The 15,544-nt window shown below is 56.0% G+C and carries 11 protein-coding genes; 4 read left to right on the top strand and 7 right to left on the bottom strand.

Features of this window, described 5'->3' with window-relative positions; translation table 11 throughout:
* Nucleotides 1–121 precede the first annotated feature (121 nt).
* From rhaM to IEN85_RS11000, 3 genes are read right to left on the bottom strand one after another with little or no spacing between them, the layout of a single operon-like run.
* Nucleotides 122–436: an L-rhamnose mutarotase gene (rhaM, locus tag IEN85_RS24895; protein WP_191617138.1), complete on the bottom strand. Its 315-nt coding sequence runs from the start codon at nt 434–436 to the stop codon at nt 122–124.
* Nucleotides 437–440: 4 nt separating this feature from the next.
* A complete protein-coding gene (locus IEN85_RS11005) occupies nt 441–1,253 on the bottom strand; it encodes a sugar phosphate isomerase/epimerase family protein (RefSeq protein ID WP_191617137.1) in 813 nt (270 codons plus the stop codon).
* Nucleotides 1,254–1,265: 12 nt separating this feature from the next.
* Nucleotides 1,266–2,240: a hydroxyacid dehydrogenase gene (locus IEN85_RS11000; RefSeq protein WP_191617136.1), complete on the bottom strand. Its 975-nt coding sequence runs from the start codon at nt 2,238–2,240 to the stop codon at nt 1,266–1,268.
* A gap of 414 nt (nt 2,241–2,654) precedes the next feature.
* On the opposite strand from IEN85_RS11000, the gene IEN85_RS10995 reads away from it, so the two are divergent.
* Nucleotides 2,655–4,262 carry a SpoIIE family protein phosphatase gene (locus tag IEN85_RS10995; protein ID WP_191617135.1) on the top strand — a complete coding sequence of 536 codons (1,608 nt, stop codon included), beginning with the start codon at nt 2,655–2,657 and terminating at the stop codon, nt 4,260–4,262.
* 2 nt (nt 4,263–4,264) lie between these two features.
* On the opposite strand, the gene IEN85_RS10990 is transcribed toward IEN85_RS10995, so the two are convergent.
* The gene (locus IEN85_RS10990; protein WP_191617134.1) at nt 4,265–5,635 is read right to left on the bottom strand and encodes a hypothetical protein; all 1,371 of its coding nucleotides are present in this window, start codon (nt 5,633–5,635) and stop codon (nt 4,265–4,267) included.
* 207 nt (nt 5,636–5,842) lie between these two features.
* Here IEN85_RS10990 and IEN85_RS10985 point away from each other — a divergent pair, with 207 nt between their 5' ends.
* Complete coding sequence (locus IEN85_RS10985) at nt 5,843–6,745, top strand: alpha/beta hydrolase (protein WP_224772572.1); 903 nt, start codon at nt 5,843–5,845, stop codon at nt 6,743–6,745.
* A 320-nt stretch (nt 6,746–7,065) separates the two neighbouring features.
* Here the strand turns inward: IEN85_RS10985 and IEN85_RS10980 are convergent, their stop codons facing one another.
* Genes IEN85_RS10980 through IEN85_RS10970 form a run of 3 tightly spaced genes read right to left on the bottom strand, consistent with a single transcriptional unit; the run spans nt 7,066 to nt 13,193 of the window.
* Entirely contained in the window at nt 7,066–10,296 is a 3,231-nt protein-coding gene (locus IEN85_RS10980) for an efflux RND transporter permease subunit (protein WP_191617132.1), read from the bottom strand.
* Nucleotides 10,297–10,321: 25 nt separating this feature from the next.
* The gene (locus tag IEN85_RS10975) at nt 10,322–11,740 is read right to left on the bottom strand and encodes an efflux RND transporter periplasmic adaptor subunit (protein WP_191617131.1); all 1,419 of its coding nucleotides are present in this window, start codon (nt 11,738–11,740) and stop codon (nt 10,322–10,324) included.
* Nucleotides 11,741–11,795: 55 nt separating this feature from the next.
* Nucleotides 11,796–13,193: an efflux transporter outer membrane subunit gene (locus IEN85_RS10970; RefSeq protein ID WP_191617130.1), complete on the bottom strand. Its 1,398-nt coding sequence runs from the start codon at nt 13,191–13,193 to the stop codon at nt 11,796–11,798.
* Nucleotides 13,194–13,488: 295 nt separating this feature from the next.
* On the opposite strand from IEN85_RS10970, the gene IEN85_RS10965 reads away from it, so the two are divergent.
* A complete protein-coding gene (locus IEN85_RS10965) occupies nt 13,489–14,121 on the top strand; it encodes a TetR/AcrR family transcriptional regulator (protein ID WP_191617129.1) in 633 nt (210 codons plus the stop codon).
* Between the two features lie 18 nt (nt 14,122–14,139).
* Nucleotides 14,140–15,525 (top strand): efflux transporter outer membrane subunit, encoded by a 1,386-nt coding sequence (locus IEN85_RS10960; protein ID WP_191617128.1) that lies wholly within the window; start codon nt 14,140–14,142, stop codon nt 15,523–15,525.
* Nucleotides 15,526–15,544: the final 19 nt, after the last annotated feature.

Genomic DNA, 15,544 nt, shown 5'->3' with positions numbered 1-15,544 from the left:
TAAAAAGCAACCAGCCTAGCCCCCAAAAGGGCTAGGCTTTGCTTCTGCGAGACCGTTTCGCCTTGTGGCAGTAAACATATCCTCTGCAGCTCACATAATGCATGCAGTCAGTTTCGCGACGCTACCCGAGGTGGAAAACTTCCTCCAAAGCATGGCTCACTGGCGAATTGTTCGGATTGACCTCCATAAGGTCAGCCATGTAGGCCCACCATTTCTGAACCACTGCACAATGGGCGAGAGAAGCCACCGAATTCGATTCGGATAACTTCCTGAAAGCGAAAAGCGTGCTAGACCCCTCGTCCAAGAATATTGAAAATTCCAATACGCCAGCTGACCGAAGCGCCTCCAACAATTCAGGCCATATTTCGTCGTGGCGTCGCTTGTACTCGCTCCCGGCCCCTGGTTTCAGGCGCATCGTGTAGGCGCTGCGTATCATATCGTTAAGCTGTGCAATACGGATCGACGGCTCCGTTGATCAATCGCAGGACACTGAGATCTTCCTGCAATTGATCCAAAGCATCCCCCATAACAAACTCCATCATGGCGTACCGGCTTTGCGGTCGTTTTCGAAGCGCAGCGAAATAACGCTCCCAACGCTCGCGCCCTTCCTTCAGCGGCCGCCGTTCAACGGTTTTACCATCCTCCTTTAGCAGCCAGTGAAAGACATGCACGTGCGATAATCGGTCACCCAGCGCCTCGATATCGGCAACATTCTCCTCAATCCCGATGCCATGACGGGGTTGCCAGTACGAGTAGAGGTTTCCCTTTGCGACCGTGTCCATCAATGCTAATGCGCTCTCGACCGTATCCGTTAAGGTATTACGGTGAAATTCCAAGTGAACTGTCATCCCCAAAGAATCCGCCTGGTCGCAAAAGGCAGCTAGGCAGCGAGCAACTTCCTCTCGATACGCTTCGTCGGCATCAGCGCTAGCTTTTCGCCCTGCCCAAACCCTAATCGCATCGACCCCCAAGGCCACCGCAGTGTCGAGGGCGACGGTCGCCCCCAAATTAAAACGAAACGGCCCGTCTCCTTGCCCTTGTTCGTCACACTGGTAGTAGGAACCGTAGCTCGTGCATTCGATACCTGCCTGCTCGCATAAGCTTTTGGCCCGTTCCGCAGTTTCAAGATTTCCTGGCGGCACATGCGCATCTCCCGCCCACTCCACTGCCTTCACCTTGTTGTCAGACAGGATGGATACAACTTTCTCCAGCGAGTGCTCGCGGAGCGTTACCGTATTGATTGCAATTTTCATCGTTTCCGACAGTTAGGCCATGCGAGCGAGGTCACCCTCAACAACCTGATAAAGCAAGTCCTCACCTGCGATGAAGCGTTTGCACTCGTCAATCGCGGTCTGCCCAAGACGGAGTCCTTCCCGTCCAAGGGATCCGGCGATGTGGGGAGTGATATGGATATTGTCCACGCTAAAAATCTCGTCCCCTTCCTCGGGCGGCTCAGGCGAGACGACGTCCAACAGAGCTGTAAGGTCAGGCCTTTCCCGCATGGCCTCGATCATCTCAGCTTGATTCACGACCGCTCCACGAGCGGTATTGATGAAAGTGGCTCGCGGTTTCATGGTACGGAAGTGGTCACCGCGGATCATGCCAGTGGTCGACGGTAGCAACGGAGTGTGCAGAGAAACCACGTCGCTACGTTCGAAAATTTCGTCCAAGCCAACGATCTCCGCACCCCATTCGTTGGCCTCATCCTGAGACATGCTCGTGCTATAGACGAGCACCTTCACCTTGAAGGGCTTTAGCAATTCCAAGGTTTTGAAACCGATCGCGCCCAGAGAAATTAGGCCCACGGTCGCATCGTAGCAACCGGGGACCTCAGCCGTTTCACGCGCCCAGCGCTTGTTCTCGCGCAGCTCGCGCAAGTACTTCCAGCCCAACTTGAGCGAGAGGATGATTGAAGCGACACAATACTCTGCCACCGGTACGGCATTCGCCTTGTGGGCATTCGTGAGCACGATGTTGCGAGCCCAAAATGCATCGGAAACATATGGCTTTACCGTACCTGCACTGAAGAAGACGCCTTTCAAGTTGGGGGCGCTATCCAAAAACTCCTGGGAAAGCTCCGGCATTGCCCATCCCCCAAAGAGGTACTCAACCTCTTTCATCAGTTCTAGGTTTTCGGTCAACGCTTCCTTGGTTGTCGGCGGGCAAACCATTTCACTGATTTCGGAAATTTGGGATAGTTGTTCTGGCCCATAGACGCTCGAAAGGCGAACTGCGTCCATGACCACTAAGGATTTGGGTAAATTTGAGATAGCTTTTTGGCGGTTGGGGTTGATTCAGGGAACCAAGAATCCCGCCCCCCGCAAGGGAATCCAACTGTATGAAATACAAAGCATCGTGGGAGTAAGCCGAGCGGCGCGTTCTGGAATGTGTTGCATCAACCACGCGGATACGCGCGTTTGCCAAGCATGTCACCAAACCATGGATTCGTCCCTCAAAACACAAATCTCCCGCTTGCTTGGAAGTCGGCAGAAACGACACGCAACGGCAGTAAATCCTCACGCTGCCACTCCAGGAGCTTTACAAGCTACCCCAATCTGCCGTTGTCCTCAACACCAGACGATTCCCCTCTTTGATTATTCGATACAATTGAGTAGTCTCGCGATCCTCCCCTCTAAATTTTAACTCGAAGTAAAATGAATGTACTGAAAGTCGATTGCGACCCGCAGGTCGCAGACTGGCTCTCGCAGCGTTACCCCAACCTGCAACAAGGTTCCGCTGAAAGCGACCTACCCATCAGCGGCTACTCTGGCGACGTGGATATCATCATCGTCGGCCACAGCTGCCCCAATCCCGTATCCCTAGCAAAAGCCATATCCAATTGGCCGAGCGCCCCGCCCACCGTATTCTTGTCGACCCGCGAGGCTCTGGACTCGCTGGAGGAGCGAATGCAATATTCGCCCGGCGTCGGGAAGAATATCGCGGTCTGCGAATTCGAGGAGTCGGCTTTCCTCATTCAGTTAGACCATGCCATCGAAACCGGCCGCATGCGCCAAAAACTTGGGATCGCTTCGCACGACAAGCATGCAGCCATCAACTCCAACGTCTCTCCCAGCTGGCTCCTACAACTCCTGCTCAAGTACCTTCCGGAATACATCTACTTCAAGGATAGGGAGGGCCGCTTCCTTGCCATCAGCGATTACCTAGCCATCCGCTGTGGGCTGGATAATCCGAACCAAGCCATCGGCCTGACAGATTTTGACTTGTTCGACAACGAGCACGCAGACGAAGCAGCCGCAGACGAAGCCGATCTGGTAGCGGGCAAGATCGATCGTGTCGAAAAAGAGGAGTACGTGACTTGGGAGGGGAATAAGATTTGGGTGCAGTCCTTGAAACTTCCCATGAAATCGCGATCTGGATACACTATGGGCAGTTTCGGCATTTCCCGCGACATTACCGCCAAGAAGCTGATGGCCGAGCAAATCGAACGACAACACAAACAGTTCGAGGATGAGTTGAAGCTCGCTCGAACCTTGCAAGAAAGCTTGCTCACCAAAGGAACTTCCCAGTTCAAGACCCCAGACGGGATAGACCAGCTTAACTTCGACGCGAGGCATATTGCCTCCTCCCAACTTAGCGGCGATTTCTACTCCGTACTGCGAACCTCCAAGGGTAACGCCGCGATTTTCCTCGCCGACGTCATGGGCCACGGTGCCCAAGCAGCGATGGTAACGGCCATGCTGTACGCAGCCGTCAACGAGATTGCCCACCACGCCCATGAGCCAGCTCGCTTCATGCAGGAGATCAACATGAAGCTCTACTCTTGGCTAAGCGAAAAAGGCCATGTCTTTTTCGCTACCGGAATTCTCTGCTACTTCGACTTCGACAAGCAAACCTGTCGCATCTGCCAAAACGGCGGCTCCCACTTGCTGCTCTCCAGCCAAGCCTCGCCCGACATACCGGTCAATCCAGCCCTAGGCCTTATTCCTCAGGGAACTTTCACCTGCAAAGAGCTCGAATACCGCAGCAACGATCGCTTCCTCTTCTTCACCGATGGAATACTGGAAGCCCAAAACGAAACGGGCGAAATCTTCGGCATCGATCGCTTGAAAGACACCTTCCAACAACTCGTCTCCGCAAACGATAATGAGATTTTGGATACAATCATAGCGCAGCTGCAAGCATTCACACGAAAGACCGCCGAAGAAGACGACATCTGCCTCCTCTCGACCCACATGCTCACCTCTCCCGCCTCCGCTTTAGCCAACGGTTCGGAAAAGGGAACCGAAGCAGATCATTCCTAGCGTTACCCCTTGGAGGTTTCCCGCAGGGCGGCGGCCGTCGCCGCTCGGGCCTTTTCCAGCTCCAGCTCGAACAGGTCCTTCTGATGCTCCCGCTCCCGCACGGAAACGACCTTATAGCTGTAGGGAATCCAGAGCTCCACCTCGGTTGGCGACGCTTGCCGCAATTGAATGCGGACGTTTTCGATGCTTGGCACGACCTCGAACAAGTCTCCCAAGCCTGCGTCCATGGCCTTGAGGTCCGCGAACACCGCAGCCAGCAATTCGCTGCGATACCGATCCACGTTGTTCACCACTAAAGCCGCCGCTCCAAATCGCAATTCCGCATCCGCCCAATCTTGCTCGAACAATAGCTGACGAACCTCACGCACACGCTCCAGGTCAAAAGAGCCTTCCCCTATGGGAATACGCACGCTGAAAAGGGCTTGAGCGTAGTAGGAACTCAAACGCGTCGACGGCCCTTGAACGCCCTCCCCCTTAGAGAGCCGCACAGTTCCGGATTCGAATTCAAGACCTTGAACGGACTCGACCGCTCCTTGAGCCGTCTTGAGAGCCTCCTCGATGGAGCGAGCCCGTTCCACCTCGCTTAGATTCTCTACTTCCAAGGAAAATTCGATACGGACAGCATCAGCTGGCTTTACCAAGGTGACCGCCACCGATGGGTCAGCCATTCTCAATTGGCGGCCTATGGCGTCCGTGACGTAAGGAACCGAGCTGCCCAGCTCGTCTACGCGAGAAATCCCCTCGTACCGCTCTCCAACGCCGAAAAGCAATGTATCTCGATACTTCTGGGCAACGAGGCTAGCTCCTCCATAGAACAGCTTCGTCACATCATTTTGGATACCGATCGCGCTGACGATCTTTCGAATCTCCAACACTTTTTCGAACGGCGACGCCCCGTCTCCAAATTCAAAGGACACGTCGAAATGCGCATAGGAGGTATAGGCCGATCGACGACTGTTGCGCCCTCTCTTGCGATCTCCCTCGGGCACCAGTAACTCCTTCGGTTCGAAGTATAAGCTTTCGTGGGTCGCCAGCACCTTCCGCACCTCGTCGATGTACCGATTCAAGGTTTCTCGCCTAACCAACTCCTGGTCGTCGTAGAATCCGTAGGCGAAAGCTACGGTAACGCCATGCGCTCGCTTCAGGCTGGGGTCAAACGGTCCGTTAACGCCATCGATAGTCGCTCCTATGTCATTGACCGTGACTTCAGGTACGGTCTTGGTCGTTCGCCGCGCCCGGTAGCCGTGGTCGCTCGAAACCTGGAAGGGACTCAGCTCGAAGACCTCGTCGTCTTCGGATTCTTGAGCGGAAACACTGTTGGAAAGAAGGATGAGCGCGCACAAAACCGCTTTGGGTAGAATTCTAACACACATGGAGAAACAGGGCTGAGGGTTGAGAAGGAATGCGCTTCCACACACGAAACGCATGTTTACCGGTACGAATCCGAACAAGGATCAGGATTCAAAAAAGCGGATGCTCCGGACAATTTCATCCAACAGTCAACAAAGGTTGCCTTTTCCACTCCGCGGGCTAAGCCAGCTTTCATGCAACCCCTAAAACTCCTCTGTATCCTGATAACAATGACTCTCGCCAGCGCTGACGCAGAAACGAACTACAAACTTCCATTATGGGACGGCCCGGCCCCCAACCATAAAGAGTCCCACTTAAAGGAGACGATATACAAACGCGGCCAGAACGAGGACCTCGACCGCATTGCCTACGTGCAGGATCCAACCATCGAAGTTCGTTTGCCTTCACCGCAAAGCGCCACGGGCCAAGCCGTAGTCATCTGCCCCGGTGGAGGATACGCCGTGCTCGCGTACGATTGGGAGGGCATCGACACCGCTAACTACCTTAACGCCCACGGTATCGCCGCCATCGTCCTCAAGTATCGACTGCCGGAAGACGACAGCAACGTCGTTCCCCACCTCAGTCCCCTTCTCGATACCAAACGGGCCATGCGCCTCACTCGCTTTCACGCGCAGAAGTGGAACATAGACCCCAACCGCGTCGGCATCATGGGCTTTTCTGCCGGCGGCCACGCCGCCTCCACGCTGGGCACCCACTTCGACGAAGGCGACCCCACTGCCTCCGATCCCATCGATCGCCTTAGCTCGCGTCCCGACTTCATGGCCTTGATCTACCCAGTCGTCACCATGAAGCAGGACTACACCCACAATGGCTCGCGAACAAACTTGATTGGGGAAGACCCCAACCAAGAGCTGGTGGAGCTTTACTCCAACGAACTTCAGGTCACTCCGCAAACGCCCCCCACCTTTCTGGTGCATTCCTCCGACGACAAGTCGGTACCCGTGCAAAACAGCCTGCAATTCTACGAGGCCTTGCTCAAAAACAAAGTAGATGCGGAAATGCACCTGTATCCATACGGCGGACACGGCTATTCCCTAGCGATCGGCCGCGACAGGCTTTCCGATTGGCCAGCACGTTGCGTGGCTTGGATGAAAAGCCTCGACGCCCAATAACGCGAGACCTTGGAGCCGGTAATGCAAAGCCGACCCCAAACATCAAACGCTAAAATAAATATCCTCGGAGCAAGCTCTCGACTTCGTCGACTGCCGGAGCGGTAGCGAGGTATTCAAAAAACAGGTGGTGCGACTTCTCCGAAGACGCCATCGCGAAATTCTCTTCGGTACCGAGGCTTGCCGACAAAGCGAAGGGCCCAAAGCCGATCCACCTCAAAAGTCGAAGCAAGCTTCGAGGTATTAAACCCAAAGGAAATAAAATGGGCCCCAATCGATGCGGCCCATTCTGTTGCGTTAAAAGACTGGCTAAGCTGCAATAACTACTCCGCAGCCCGAGCGGCAACCGTAGCGTCTGGAGTGGACTCCGCCTCCCGTTCCTTGCCGTAAACCCACTTGAGGAAGTTTCCGATATCATGCACGACTAGATTGGTGATCGGCACGAAGTAAAGGGTGATCAAGGTGGCGAAAAGGATACCCCACCCGAGCGAAACTGCCATCGGTATCAGGAACTGGGCGCTCAGGGCGCTTTCGAACATGAGTGGCAAAAGCCCTACGAAGGTAGTGAGCGACGTTAGCAAGATCGGTCGAAAACGTTTCGGGCCCGCCATGCGAACCGCTTCCGGAAGGCTATACCCTTCCTTGCGCCGCTGATTGATATAGTCCATCATCACAAGACTATCGTTCACCACGACGCCGGACAATGCCAACATACCGAGTATCGACATCATGGTTACATTTATCACCGGATTCGTGCTACGCTGCAGCACGGTCTCGTAAACGAATCCCATCAGGTCGTGCCCCATAACCGCGCCGACCACTCCGAAGGGAATCGCAGTCATCACGATGAACGGCTGGATGTAGCTCTTGAATGGAATTGCCAACAGCACGTAGATAACCACTAGCACCAAATACACGCCGTTCATAAACTCGCGATTGTTGTCGCGAGACTCCGCCGCGTTACCTTGCAGGGTGAAGGACATCCCAGAGTACTTGCTCACAAGCTCAGGCAGGTAATTGGTTTCAAGGTCAGTCTGGATGCCCTCTTCATCCGTTTGGTTCTCGTCGCCCGCTGCCGTCACTCGAATGATGCGGTTGCGATCAAAGCGCTGGATCGAAGGCAAGCTCTTGCCCGGTACTACTCGCGCCACTTCTTCGAACGGAACTTCCGATCCATCCTGCGTGCGGATCTTCATGTTGTGCAAGGAGGCGATGCTCTTGCGCTGGGCCTCCGGATAGCGAACCATAACCCGGATGTCGTCTCGACCACGCTGGATTCGTTGCGCCTCGGCTCCATAGAAGGCTTGTCGCACTTGCGAAGCCAATTGGCGGGAGGTGACCCCCAGATGCACCGCCTGAGGCTTCAACTCCAACTCTAGCTCCTCTGTCGCTTGCTGGAACGAATCCTCGATATCGTAGAGGCCCTCGTAAGTAGCTAGCTTGCGCTGCAGCTCCTTCGAAGCCTCGACCAAATCCTCGATTCGAGGACCTTCGAGCTGCACGTTGACAGCGTCTCCGCCGCCACGGGCAAAGGCAATGTCCAAGGACTCCGCTTCCGGAACGGGCCCGACCAAGCGTCGCAATCCCATGGAAATCTCCCGGCTTCCAATCTCGACTCCGGATTCCTGCACGGACGCCAACTCCAGCACAATTTCACCTTCTTCCGCAACTCCCGCGGAAGATCGCCAACTGCTAAAAGGCCGTCCACCCGCGGTGGCAAAAATATTCTTAATGATCTCCGTGCCGTGTTCCTCGCGCAGGTTCGCCTGCAAGGTCATGGCCGCCGCCTCAACCTTGTCGACGACTTGCTGGGTGGACTCGAAAGCGGTCCCGACTGGCATGACCACCGTAGTAGTTACGATAGTACGCGGAATTCTCGGGAAAGTGGTGTAGGAAAGATGCCCCGCCATGAAGCGAGCCACGAACAAACCAAGCACGCCGAGAAATACCATCAACACCGCGTATCGATATTTTAAACACAGCTCCAGAGAGGGACGATAAACCTTGTCTACAAAGCGCTCCAAGCCATTGGCTACGCCCCGTTGCATTCGCGTGATGAACGACTTTTTGGCAGTGTTGGCATTGTTGATGGGCCGGCAATGCTTCAAGTGAGCCGGTAATATCAGCTTCGACTCTATGAGCGAGAAAAGCAGAACTGGAATGACCACGAAGGGAATCTGCTTGAAGATATTCCCTCGAAAACCGGTCATGTTCACAAGCGGGTAAAAAGCGGCGATCGTGGTCAGCACACCAAAGATAACGGGGATCGCCACCTCCTGCGTTCCCTTGATGGTCGCAGTCAGCGAATCCTCGCCGCTTTGCATGCGCTGATAAACGTTCTCTCCCGTCACGATCGCGTCGTCCACCACGATGCCGAGGACCAAGATGAAAGCGAAAAGCGTGATCAGGTTCAAGCTGATGCCCATGAACGGCAACAGGAAGAAGGCTCCCGAGAACGCGATCGGAATCCCCAAGGCCACCCAAAACGCCAAGGACGGTCGCAGAAAAAGCGAAAGTACCAAAACAACCAGAACGTAGCCGAAAATAGCGCTGCCTTTCAGCATGCTCAAGCGTTCGGAAATGCGCTCCGAATCGTCCTGCCAGTAGTCTAAAGTGATTCCCGCTGGCAGTTGCTCGTTCTTGATTTCGAGATAGTTCTTAACCTTCTCTCCAAGCTCGATGATGTTTTGTTGCCCGACGCGATAAACGTCGATGGCGACCGACCTCTTTCCGTTGAAGCGAGGATTGATAGGGGTCTCGTCAAAGCCGTCGCTCACCTTCGCGAGCTCGCCAACCGTGATACGCGTGCCGTCAGGCCGCGTGAATACAACAATCTCTTCGAACTCCTCTTGAGTGTAGGCCTGCTGGGAAGTGCGCAGCATAATGTCGCCGCTGGTAGACTTGATGCGCCCTGCCGACAAATCGAGAGAATGAGCGCGAATCGCCGAGGTCAAACTATCCAAAGTCAAACCATACTCGCGTAGTGTCGCTTCGGATACTTCGACAGATATTTCGTAAGGGCGCGTGGCCTTGAGAGAAGCGATGGTTATCCCCTCTATCCCCGTTACCTCGTCTCGAATCTGCTCGCCGAGGCGCTTTAGCTCCATTTCACTCAGATCGCCCGACACCACAATGGTGATTACCCGCTCGCGGCGCTCGGGCATGCTCACTTGCGGACGCTCGGCCTCGACAGGGAAGGTACGAATGGAGTCGACCCGGTTCTTGATCCGGTCCTGAGCCTCGGCAAGGCTGTAACCTTCTTCGATTTCCAGGGTCACCGTACCGGAACTGGAGGAGGCGCGGCTCGTCATCTCCTTGATGCCTTCGATGTCATAGAGCTCTTCTTCGAGACGCGTGATGATTGCCTGCTCCACCTCGCGGGGCGTGGATCCTGGATAAGGAACCGTCACCGTTATGTTGCGAGAGGGAAAATCAGGAAACTCCTGAAGGATCACCTTGTTCAACAGTGAATTTATGCCGACCGCTACAATCGCGACCATCAGCAAATTCGCCGCGACGCTGTTTTTCGTAAACCACTCAATTAACTTATGCATACCAATCCCCTTCGTTTCGTTCGAACTAGCTACGTGGCTGACCGCCCATAGGCCTAGGAGGCATCTCCTCCCCGTTCGCTTCCGCCCATGAGGCAATCTTCCCCATCAAGGGACGCAGTTTGCTGAAGTCCTTGGATGCGGCCACCGCCACGAGCTCGTCCTTTAGAGCAGCTGGCAACTTATCGCCCAGCTTTGCCAAAACCTGATCCGGATAGGAGGCGCCTCCCTGCCTACCAGATGCAGGCCCGCCGGCGACCATTGGAGCGTTTTTGCTGGCGTCCTCGTTCTTGGCGACCACTTCCCACCCTTCCAATGCGTAGGGAACGTCAGTCAAGCAGAGCAGATCTCCATCGCTCAATCCGTTTCTGACGACGATATTCCTATCGTTCTCCCAAACCGTAGTGACTTTGCGACGCTCCAAGTTATTTTGACCATCCACCACTAGCACGTAACTGTTTTCTCGATACACTTCGCGCGGAATCACAAAGACGTCGCGCAAGGTGGAGCCCTCAATTTCCGCTTGCACGAAAGTCCCGACCTTTAACGGCGGACGACCGGGAACCGAGGCCCCATACGGATTCTCGACTTGAGCGACCACGAATATCTGGCGAGTACGCTCGTCCACCGCCCCTTCGGAGCGAACCACACGCCCTTCCCAGCTGTAACGTTCTCCTCCTACCGTCGTGCTGAGCACCACCTTGGGACCGTTGTCGATCGAAGGGTTCGATCCGCGATAAATCGCTGGCAGGTCCAAGAATCCGATTTGAGAAGCCGTCAGCGGCAGGCGCACCTCGGCAAAGTCGACCGCGTAGATTTCCGCCAGCTGGCTGCCCGTCGTCACGTACTGCCCTACGTCCACGTTCTTGGTCAAAATGCGACCGGCATAAGGAGCCGTCACTTTCGAGCGCTTAAGATTGAGCTCGGCAGTCGCAACGCGAGCCTCGGCGGAGGCCACGGCTGCTCGCGTTTGACGCAACTGCGGCTCGCGCAAGGTAAGCTCCGTAGCATTCACCCCGGGATTCAGGCGCTCCCAATCGCGGCGAGCCTGCTCGTAGCGAGCCGTTTCCTGCTGCAGCTCGAGCTCGGCCTGGGCGAGGGCCGACTTGGAAACCGCGAGCTCCGCCAGATAATCTCGGTCATCGATTTCCAGCAAAACCTCACCTTGTTCGAAAAACGCTCCCTCCTGGAAATTAGGCGACACCTTTACGATGCGACCGCGAACCTCGGGTATCAAGGAGCTGCGGGTCCGCGCCCGAACCGCGCCTTGCGAATGGAGCGTGATTTGGAAGTCTTCCCGTTCGAGCGTACGTACTACGACTTCAGGGCTCGGAGGAGCAAAACGACGCTGCTGCGGCTCCTCCTTGCTTGCGAGGATCAGGGCAATAAGAACCCCAAAAACCAGGAAGATGCCGACCGGCAAAAGAACTTGAAGAATGCGTCTCATAGGTGGTGTGTGCGTAAAATTTTAGGACCGGAGGGCATAGCGACTAGTGCGCCAACTAGGCCTCAAAACCTCCGCCTAAGGCTAGGTAGAGGTCGATTCGACTTTGTATCCGCCGATTGGCGACTTGAATGAAGGAGCGCTGGGCGGTGATAGAACGCCGGATAGAATCGAGCACGGTAGTGATCGTGGTCAATCCGCTGGAGTACTCTTCCCAGGCGAGTTTTTCCGCTTCCACGGATTCCGAGGCGGCGATCTTCAGCGCCTCATAGTCCCGCGTGAAAGACTCCTCGAAAGACAAAGCGTTTTCGACTTCCCGAAATGCGGTCAGCACAGTGTCCGCATAACTCGCTACCGCTTGCTCGTGCTGGGCCTTGGCCCGGCGGTAGTTGGCCTTGAGCCGTCCCCCTTGAAACAAGGTTTGCCCAACGCTCAAGGACTGGTTCCAAACCCGCTGTTCCACCAACTCCAAAATGTCTCCGACATCGCTCACGCTGGTCCCGCGGCTCAAGCTCAGGTCCAAGCTAGGCAAGCGGGCCTTGCTGGTCTCGAACTTCCGTTGCTCCGCCGCCGCGAGGCTGCGCTCCGCGGAAACAACGTCCGGACGACGCAAAAGCAATTCGGAGGGCAATCCTACCGGAATGCTTTCGCTCAAGTCAGGGAATTTGGATACGACGTCCAACTCATTCTTCGGATAGCGCCCGAGCAACGTCTCCAAAGCCGTGACCGCGGCGTCCCTGCTGCGACGCCTCCCCTCCAGCGAGCTTTGGCTGGAAGCCAAATTTGCTCGAATGAGACGCACGTCGAGGGCCCTGGCAATACCGCTGGAAAAATTCTCCTCCACGATGCGGCTACTCTGAGTCAATGCGTCCAAAATCCGCTTTTCCAACTCGTACTGCTGGTGAGCTTCCACGGCCGTGTACCAAGCCTGGGCCACTCTGCCCATGAGCGAGAGACGAGCCGCTTGGTAGTCCGCCACCGCAGCTTCCGCGTCTGCCAAATCACCACGGTACCCATTGCGAAGCTTGCCCCAAATATCGATCTCCCAATTCAGGCGGGCGCTGAGCCCATAAGACTCGTTGGTCGCTGTCTGGGAGGTTCCGGAAGCGCTCGGATTGCGGCGCGATTCGCTACCGCTCCCCGACAGATTCAAGGTGGGCCAAACCTCGCTGCGCCCAGCTCGCGTGTTCGACAAGGAAGCCTCCAAGCGAGCCGCCGCGATTCGAAGGTCGAAGTTGTACTCGAGAGCCTCCTCCAAAATCGCCTGCAAACGAGGGTCGTTGAAGTCGTTCACCCACGACTCTGGGGCGAATGCGGCGTCAGAGTCGACCGCGGCAGCCCAAGCGGTGGGCACCTCCGCCTCCAAGGCGTCCATCTTGGAGGCCGGGCTGGTGTAACAGCCCGACAAGCCGTAACCGGCAACGGCGAGCGAAACCGTTTTAGCTAAAAATCGCATCGAAATGATGCGGCGTGTGAAAACAGGCCTAGTTGGCATAGTCTGGCTGAGAGAAAAACAGAAGAGTGTTGAGAGTTGTCTGAAAAAGGCCCCGGCCCATGCAACTGCTGCGCCAAGTCCCTCGACGGTCCTCGATCGCGGAAACGGATCAATTCACGTGTCGAATTCTAAAATTGCGAAGAAATCGGAAAACAAATCGAAATCAGCCCTCCCGCTAACAGATAGCAAACGATCCGCCCCGCTTTCGCCTTGCCTCAATTAAAACAAACGTTTGATTTCGCTTGGCAATCTCAGAATGAACAAAACCCAAGTAAAACTGATCGAGGCAGCCGAAAAGGAATTTGCCGAGCATGGGTTCCATGGAGCTTCTATCCGGAATATCACTAGGCGAGCTGGGGCAAACGTGGCCTCGGTGAACTACCACTTCGGCTCCAAGGAGACCCTATTCATCGAAATGATACGCTACCGTCTCGAGCCGTTGAACACCCTGAGAATCCAGATGCTCGACGAAGCGGTGGCCAAGGCGGGAAAGCGCCCGCTCAAGCTCAAGCGCATCATCGACATCCTGGTGCGCCCTATGGTCGAGAACATCGTCAATGGCAGCCACGGCCAGCACTTCATGCGCGCCGTGGGACGCGGCATGTCCGAAGAGTCCCAGTTCATGCAGCAAATATATAAGGACGTTCTCGCCAAAGTGGTGCTCCGATTCCGCAAGGAAATGTCACGCACCTTGTCCGACCTTCCTGAAAGCCTAGTAAACCTCTGCTTCGCCTACCTTCGCAGCACCCTTAGCGGCACCTTGCAAACCCGCAAGAGCAACATCGCCCTCGAAGACGGTATCCAATTTCCCGATGCGGACACCATGGTCGCCTACATCAGCGGGGGCATCGAAGCGATCAGCAAAGAGTATCGAACCAAAAACAAGTAGCGCCCGACCCGTTTAGAGATGAAATTCCAACTCGCCCACTTTGCCTGCGTCTCTCTTGCTGGCTTGCTGCTCGCCTCCTGCCAGAACACCGCGCCTTCCAATGCTGCGCCACAGGCTGAGATGAACCTGCCGCCGGCCTGGTCGACTCCCGATAGCCCAAACTCGAGCGTCAGCGATTGGCTGGCCTCCTTCGGGTCCCACCAGCTGAAGTCACTCGCCCAAGAGGCGGAAGAGAACAATCTAGGAGCCGAACGCGCCTACCAACGAACCCAAGCCGTAGCGGCGGCCGCCCGCATTTCTAAATCGCTGAGACTTCCCAGCCTAAACGCCAGCCTCCGATCCAGCGAATCGCAATCCATGCTGAGCTTTTCCCCTCCCAGCTCGGCGCAAAGCGAAAACCACTCGCTCGGCCTGTCCGCTCGCTGGGAAATCGACCTTTGGAATCGACTCGGCTTGGAAGCGCGATCGGCAATTGCCGAGTATCAAGCCAGCCAATACGACTTCGAAGCGTTCAAGCTATCGCTCTCCGGACAAGTAGCTCGCAGCTGGTTCTCCGCAATTGAAGCGAAGCTGCAGCACGAACTCGCATTGGCCAGCGCTAAGAACTTCGCAACCAACCTGGAGAGTTTGGAGCGTCGCTATTCCCGCGGATTGGTCGACGCCTTCGACCTGCGCTTGACTCGAGCTCAAGCTGCCAGCAGCAACGCAACCGCCCTCAGCCGCCGCAGCCAAAAGGACGCCAGCGTGCGTAACCTGGAAGCCCTCTTAGGCCGCTACCCCGCTGCGGAATTGGAGCTCGCCGCAGACCTTCCCGCGCTCCCACCTCCCCCCTCCAGCGGCATCCCCGCCACTCTCCTCTCCCGCCGGCCCGACATCCTAGCCCAGCAAAACCGCCTCGCCTCCGCCCTTTCACTCGCTACCGCCGCTCGCCGCAACTGGCTTCCCAGCCTTTCCCTTACCGCCTCCGACGGAACGCTGAGCAATCGCTTTTCCGATCTCCTCGACAGCGACTTCAACGTTTGGTCCATAGCGGGGGAGCTCGGGGCCAGCCTATTCCAAGGGGGGCGACTCGAGGCTCAACGCGAGCAGCTCGACGCAAATCAGCTCGCGCAGCTTGCCGCCTACCAAGAAACGATTCTCAACGCTTTCCGCGAAGTGGAGACAGCGCTCAGGGCAGAAGGCGACCTCCGCGAGTTGGAGGACGCAACCCGCCTCAGCGCCGAGGAGAACCAACTAGCAGAACAGCAAGCCTGGCAGCTCTACGAGCGCGGCCTCGTTGACATCACTGCCGTGCTCGACGCGGAACGCCGTTCCTTCAACGCACGTTCCCTACTCATCTCCATCCAAAACCAACGCCTGCAAAATCGCATCAACCTGCACATCGCCCTCGGAGGCGACTTGTAATCTCTTTCCCAATACAATC

It is taken from the genome of Pelagicoccus enzymogenes (assembly GCF_014803405.1).
GTDB lineage: Bacteria > Verrucomicrobiota > Verrucomicrobiia > Opitutales > Opitutaceae > Pelagicoccus > Pelagicoccus enzymogenes.
This window is presented reverse-complemented; position numbering and strand designations above follow the sequence as displayed.

Bases quoted from the DNA above. Each gene is read 5' to 3' on its own strand.
- rhaM (WP_191617138.1), bottom strand. From the start codon at position 436: ATGATACGCAGCGCCTACACGATGCGCCTGAAACCAGGGGCCGGGAGC.
- IEN85_RS11005 (WP_191617137.1), bottom strand. From the start codon at position 1,253: ATGAAAATTGCAATCAATACGGTAACGCTCCGCGAGCACTCGCTGGAG.
- IEN85_RS11000 (WP_191617136.1), bottom strand. From the start codon at position 2,240: ATGGACGCAGTTCGCCTTTCGAGCGTCTATGGGCCAGAACAACTATCC.
- IEN85_RS10995 (WP_191617135.1), top strand. From the start codon at position 2,655: ATGAATGTACTGAAAGTCGATTGCGACCCGCAGGTCGCAGACTGGCTC.
- IEN85_RS10990 (WP_191617134.1), bottom strand. From the start codon at position 5,635: ATGTGTGTTAGAATTCTACCCAAAGCGGTTTTGTGCGCGCTCATCCTT.
- IEN85_RS10985 (WP_224772572.1), top strand. From the start codon at position 5,843: ATGACTCTCGCCAGCGCTGACGCAGAAACGAACTACAAACTTCCATTA.
- IEN85_RS10980 (WP_191617132.1), bottom strand. From the start codon at position 10,296: ATGCATAAGTTAATTGAGTGGTTTACGAAAAACAGCGTCGCGGCGAAT.
- IEN85_RS10975 (WP_191617131.1), bottom strand. From the start codon at position 11,740: ATGAGACGCATTCTTCAAGTTCTTTTGCCGGTCGGCATCTTCCTGGTT.
- IEN85_RS10970 (WP_191617130.1), bottom strand. From the start codon at position 13,193: ATGCGATTTTTAGCTAAAACGGTTTCGCTCGCCGTTGCCGGTTACGGC.
- IEN85_RS10965 (WP_191617129.1), top strand. From the start codon at position 13,489: ATGAACAAAACCCAAGTAAAACTGATCGAGGCAGCCGAAAAGGAATTT.
- IEN85_RS10960 (WP_191617128.1), top strand. From the start codon at position 14,140: ATGAAATTCCAACTCGCCCACTTTGCCTGCGTCTCTCTTGCTGGCTTG.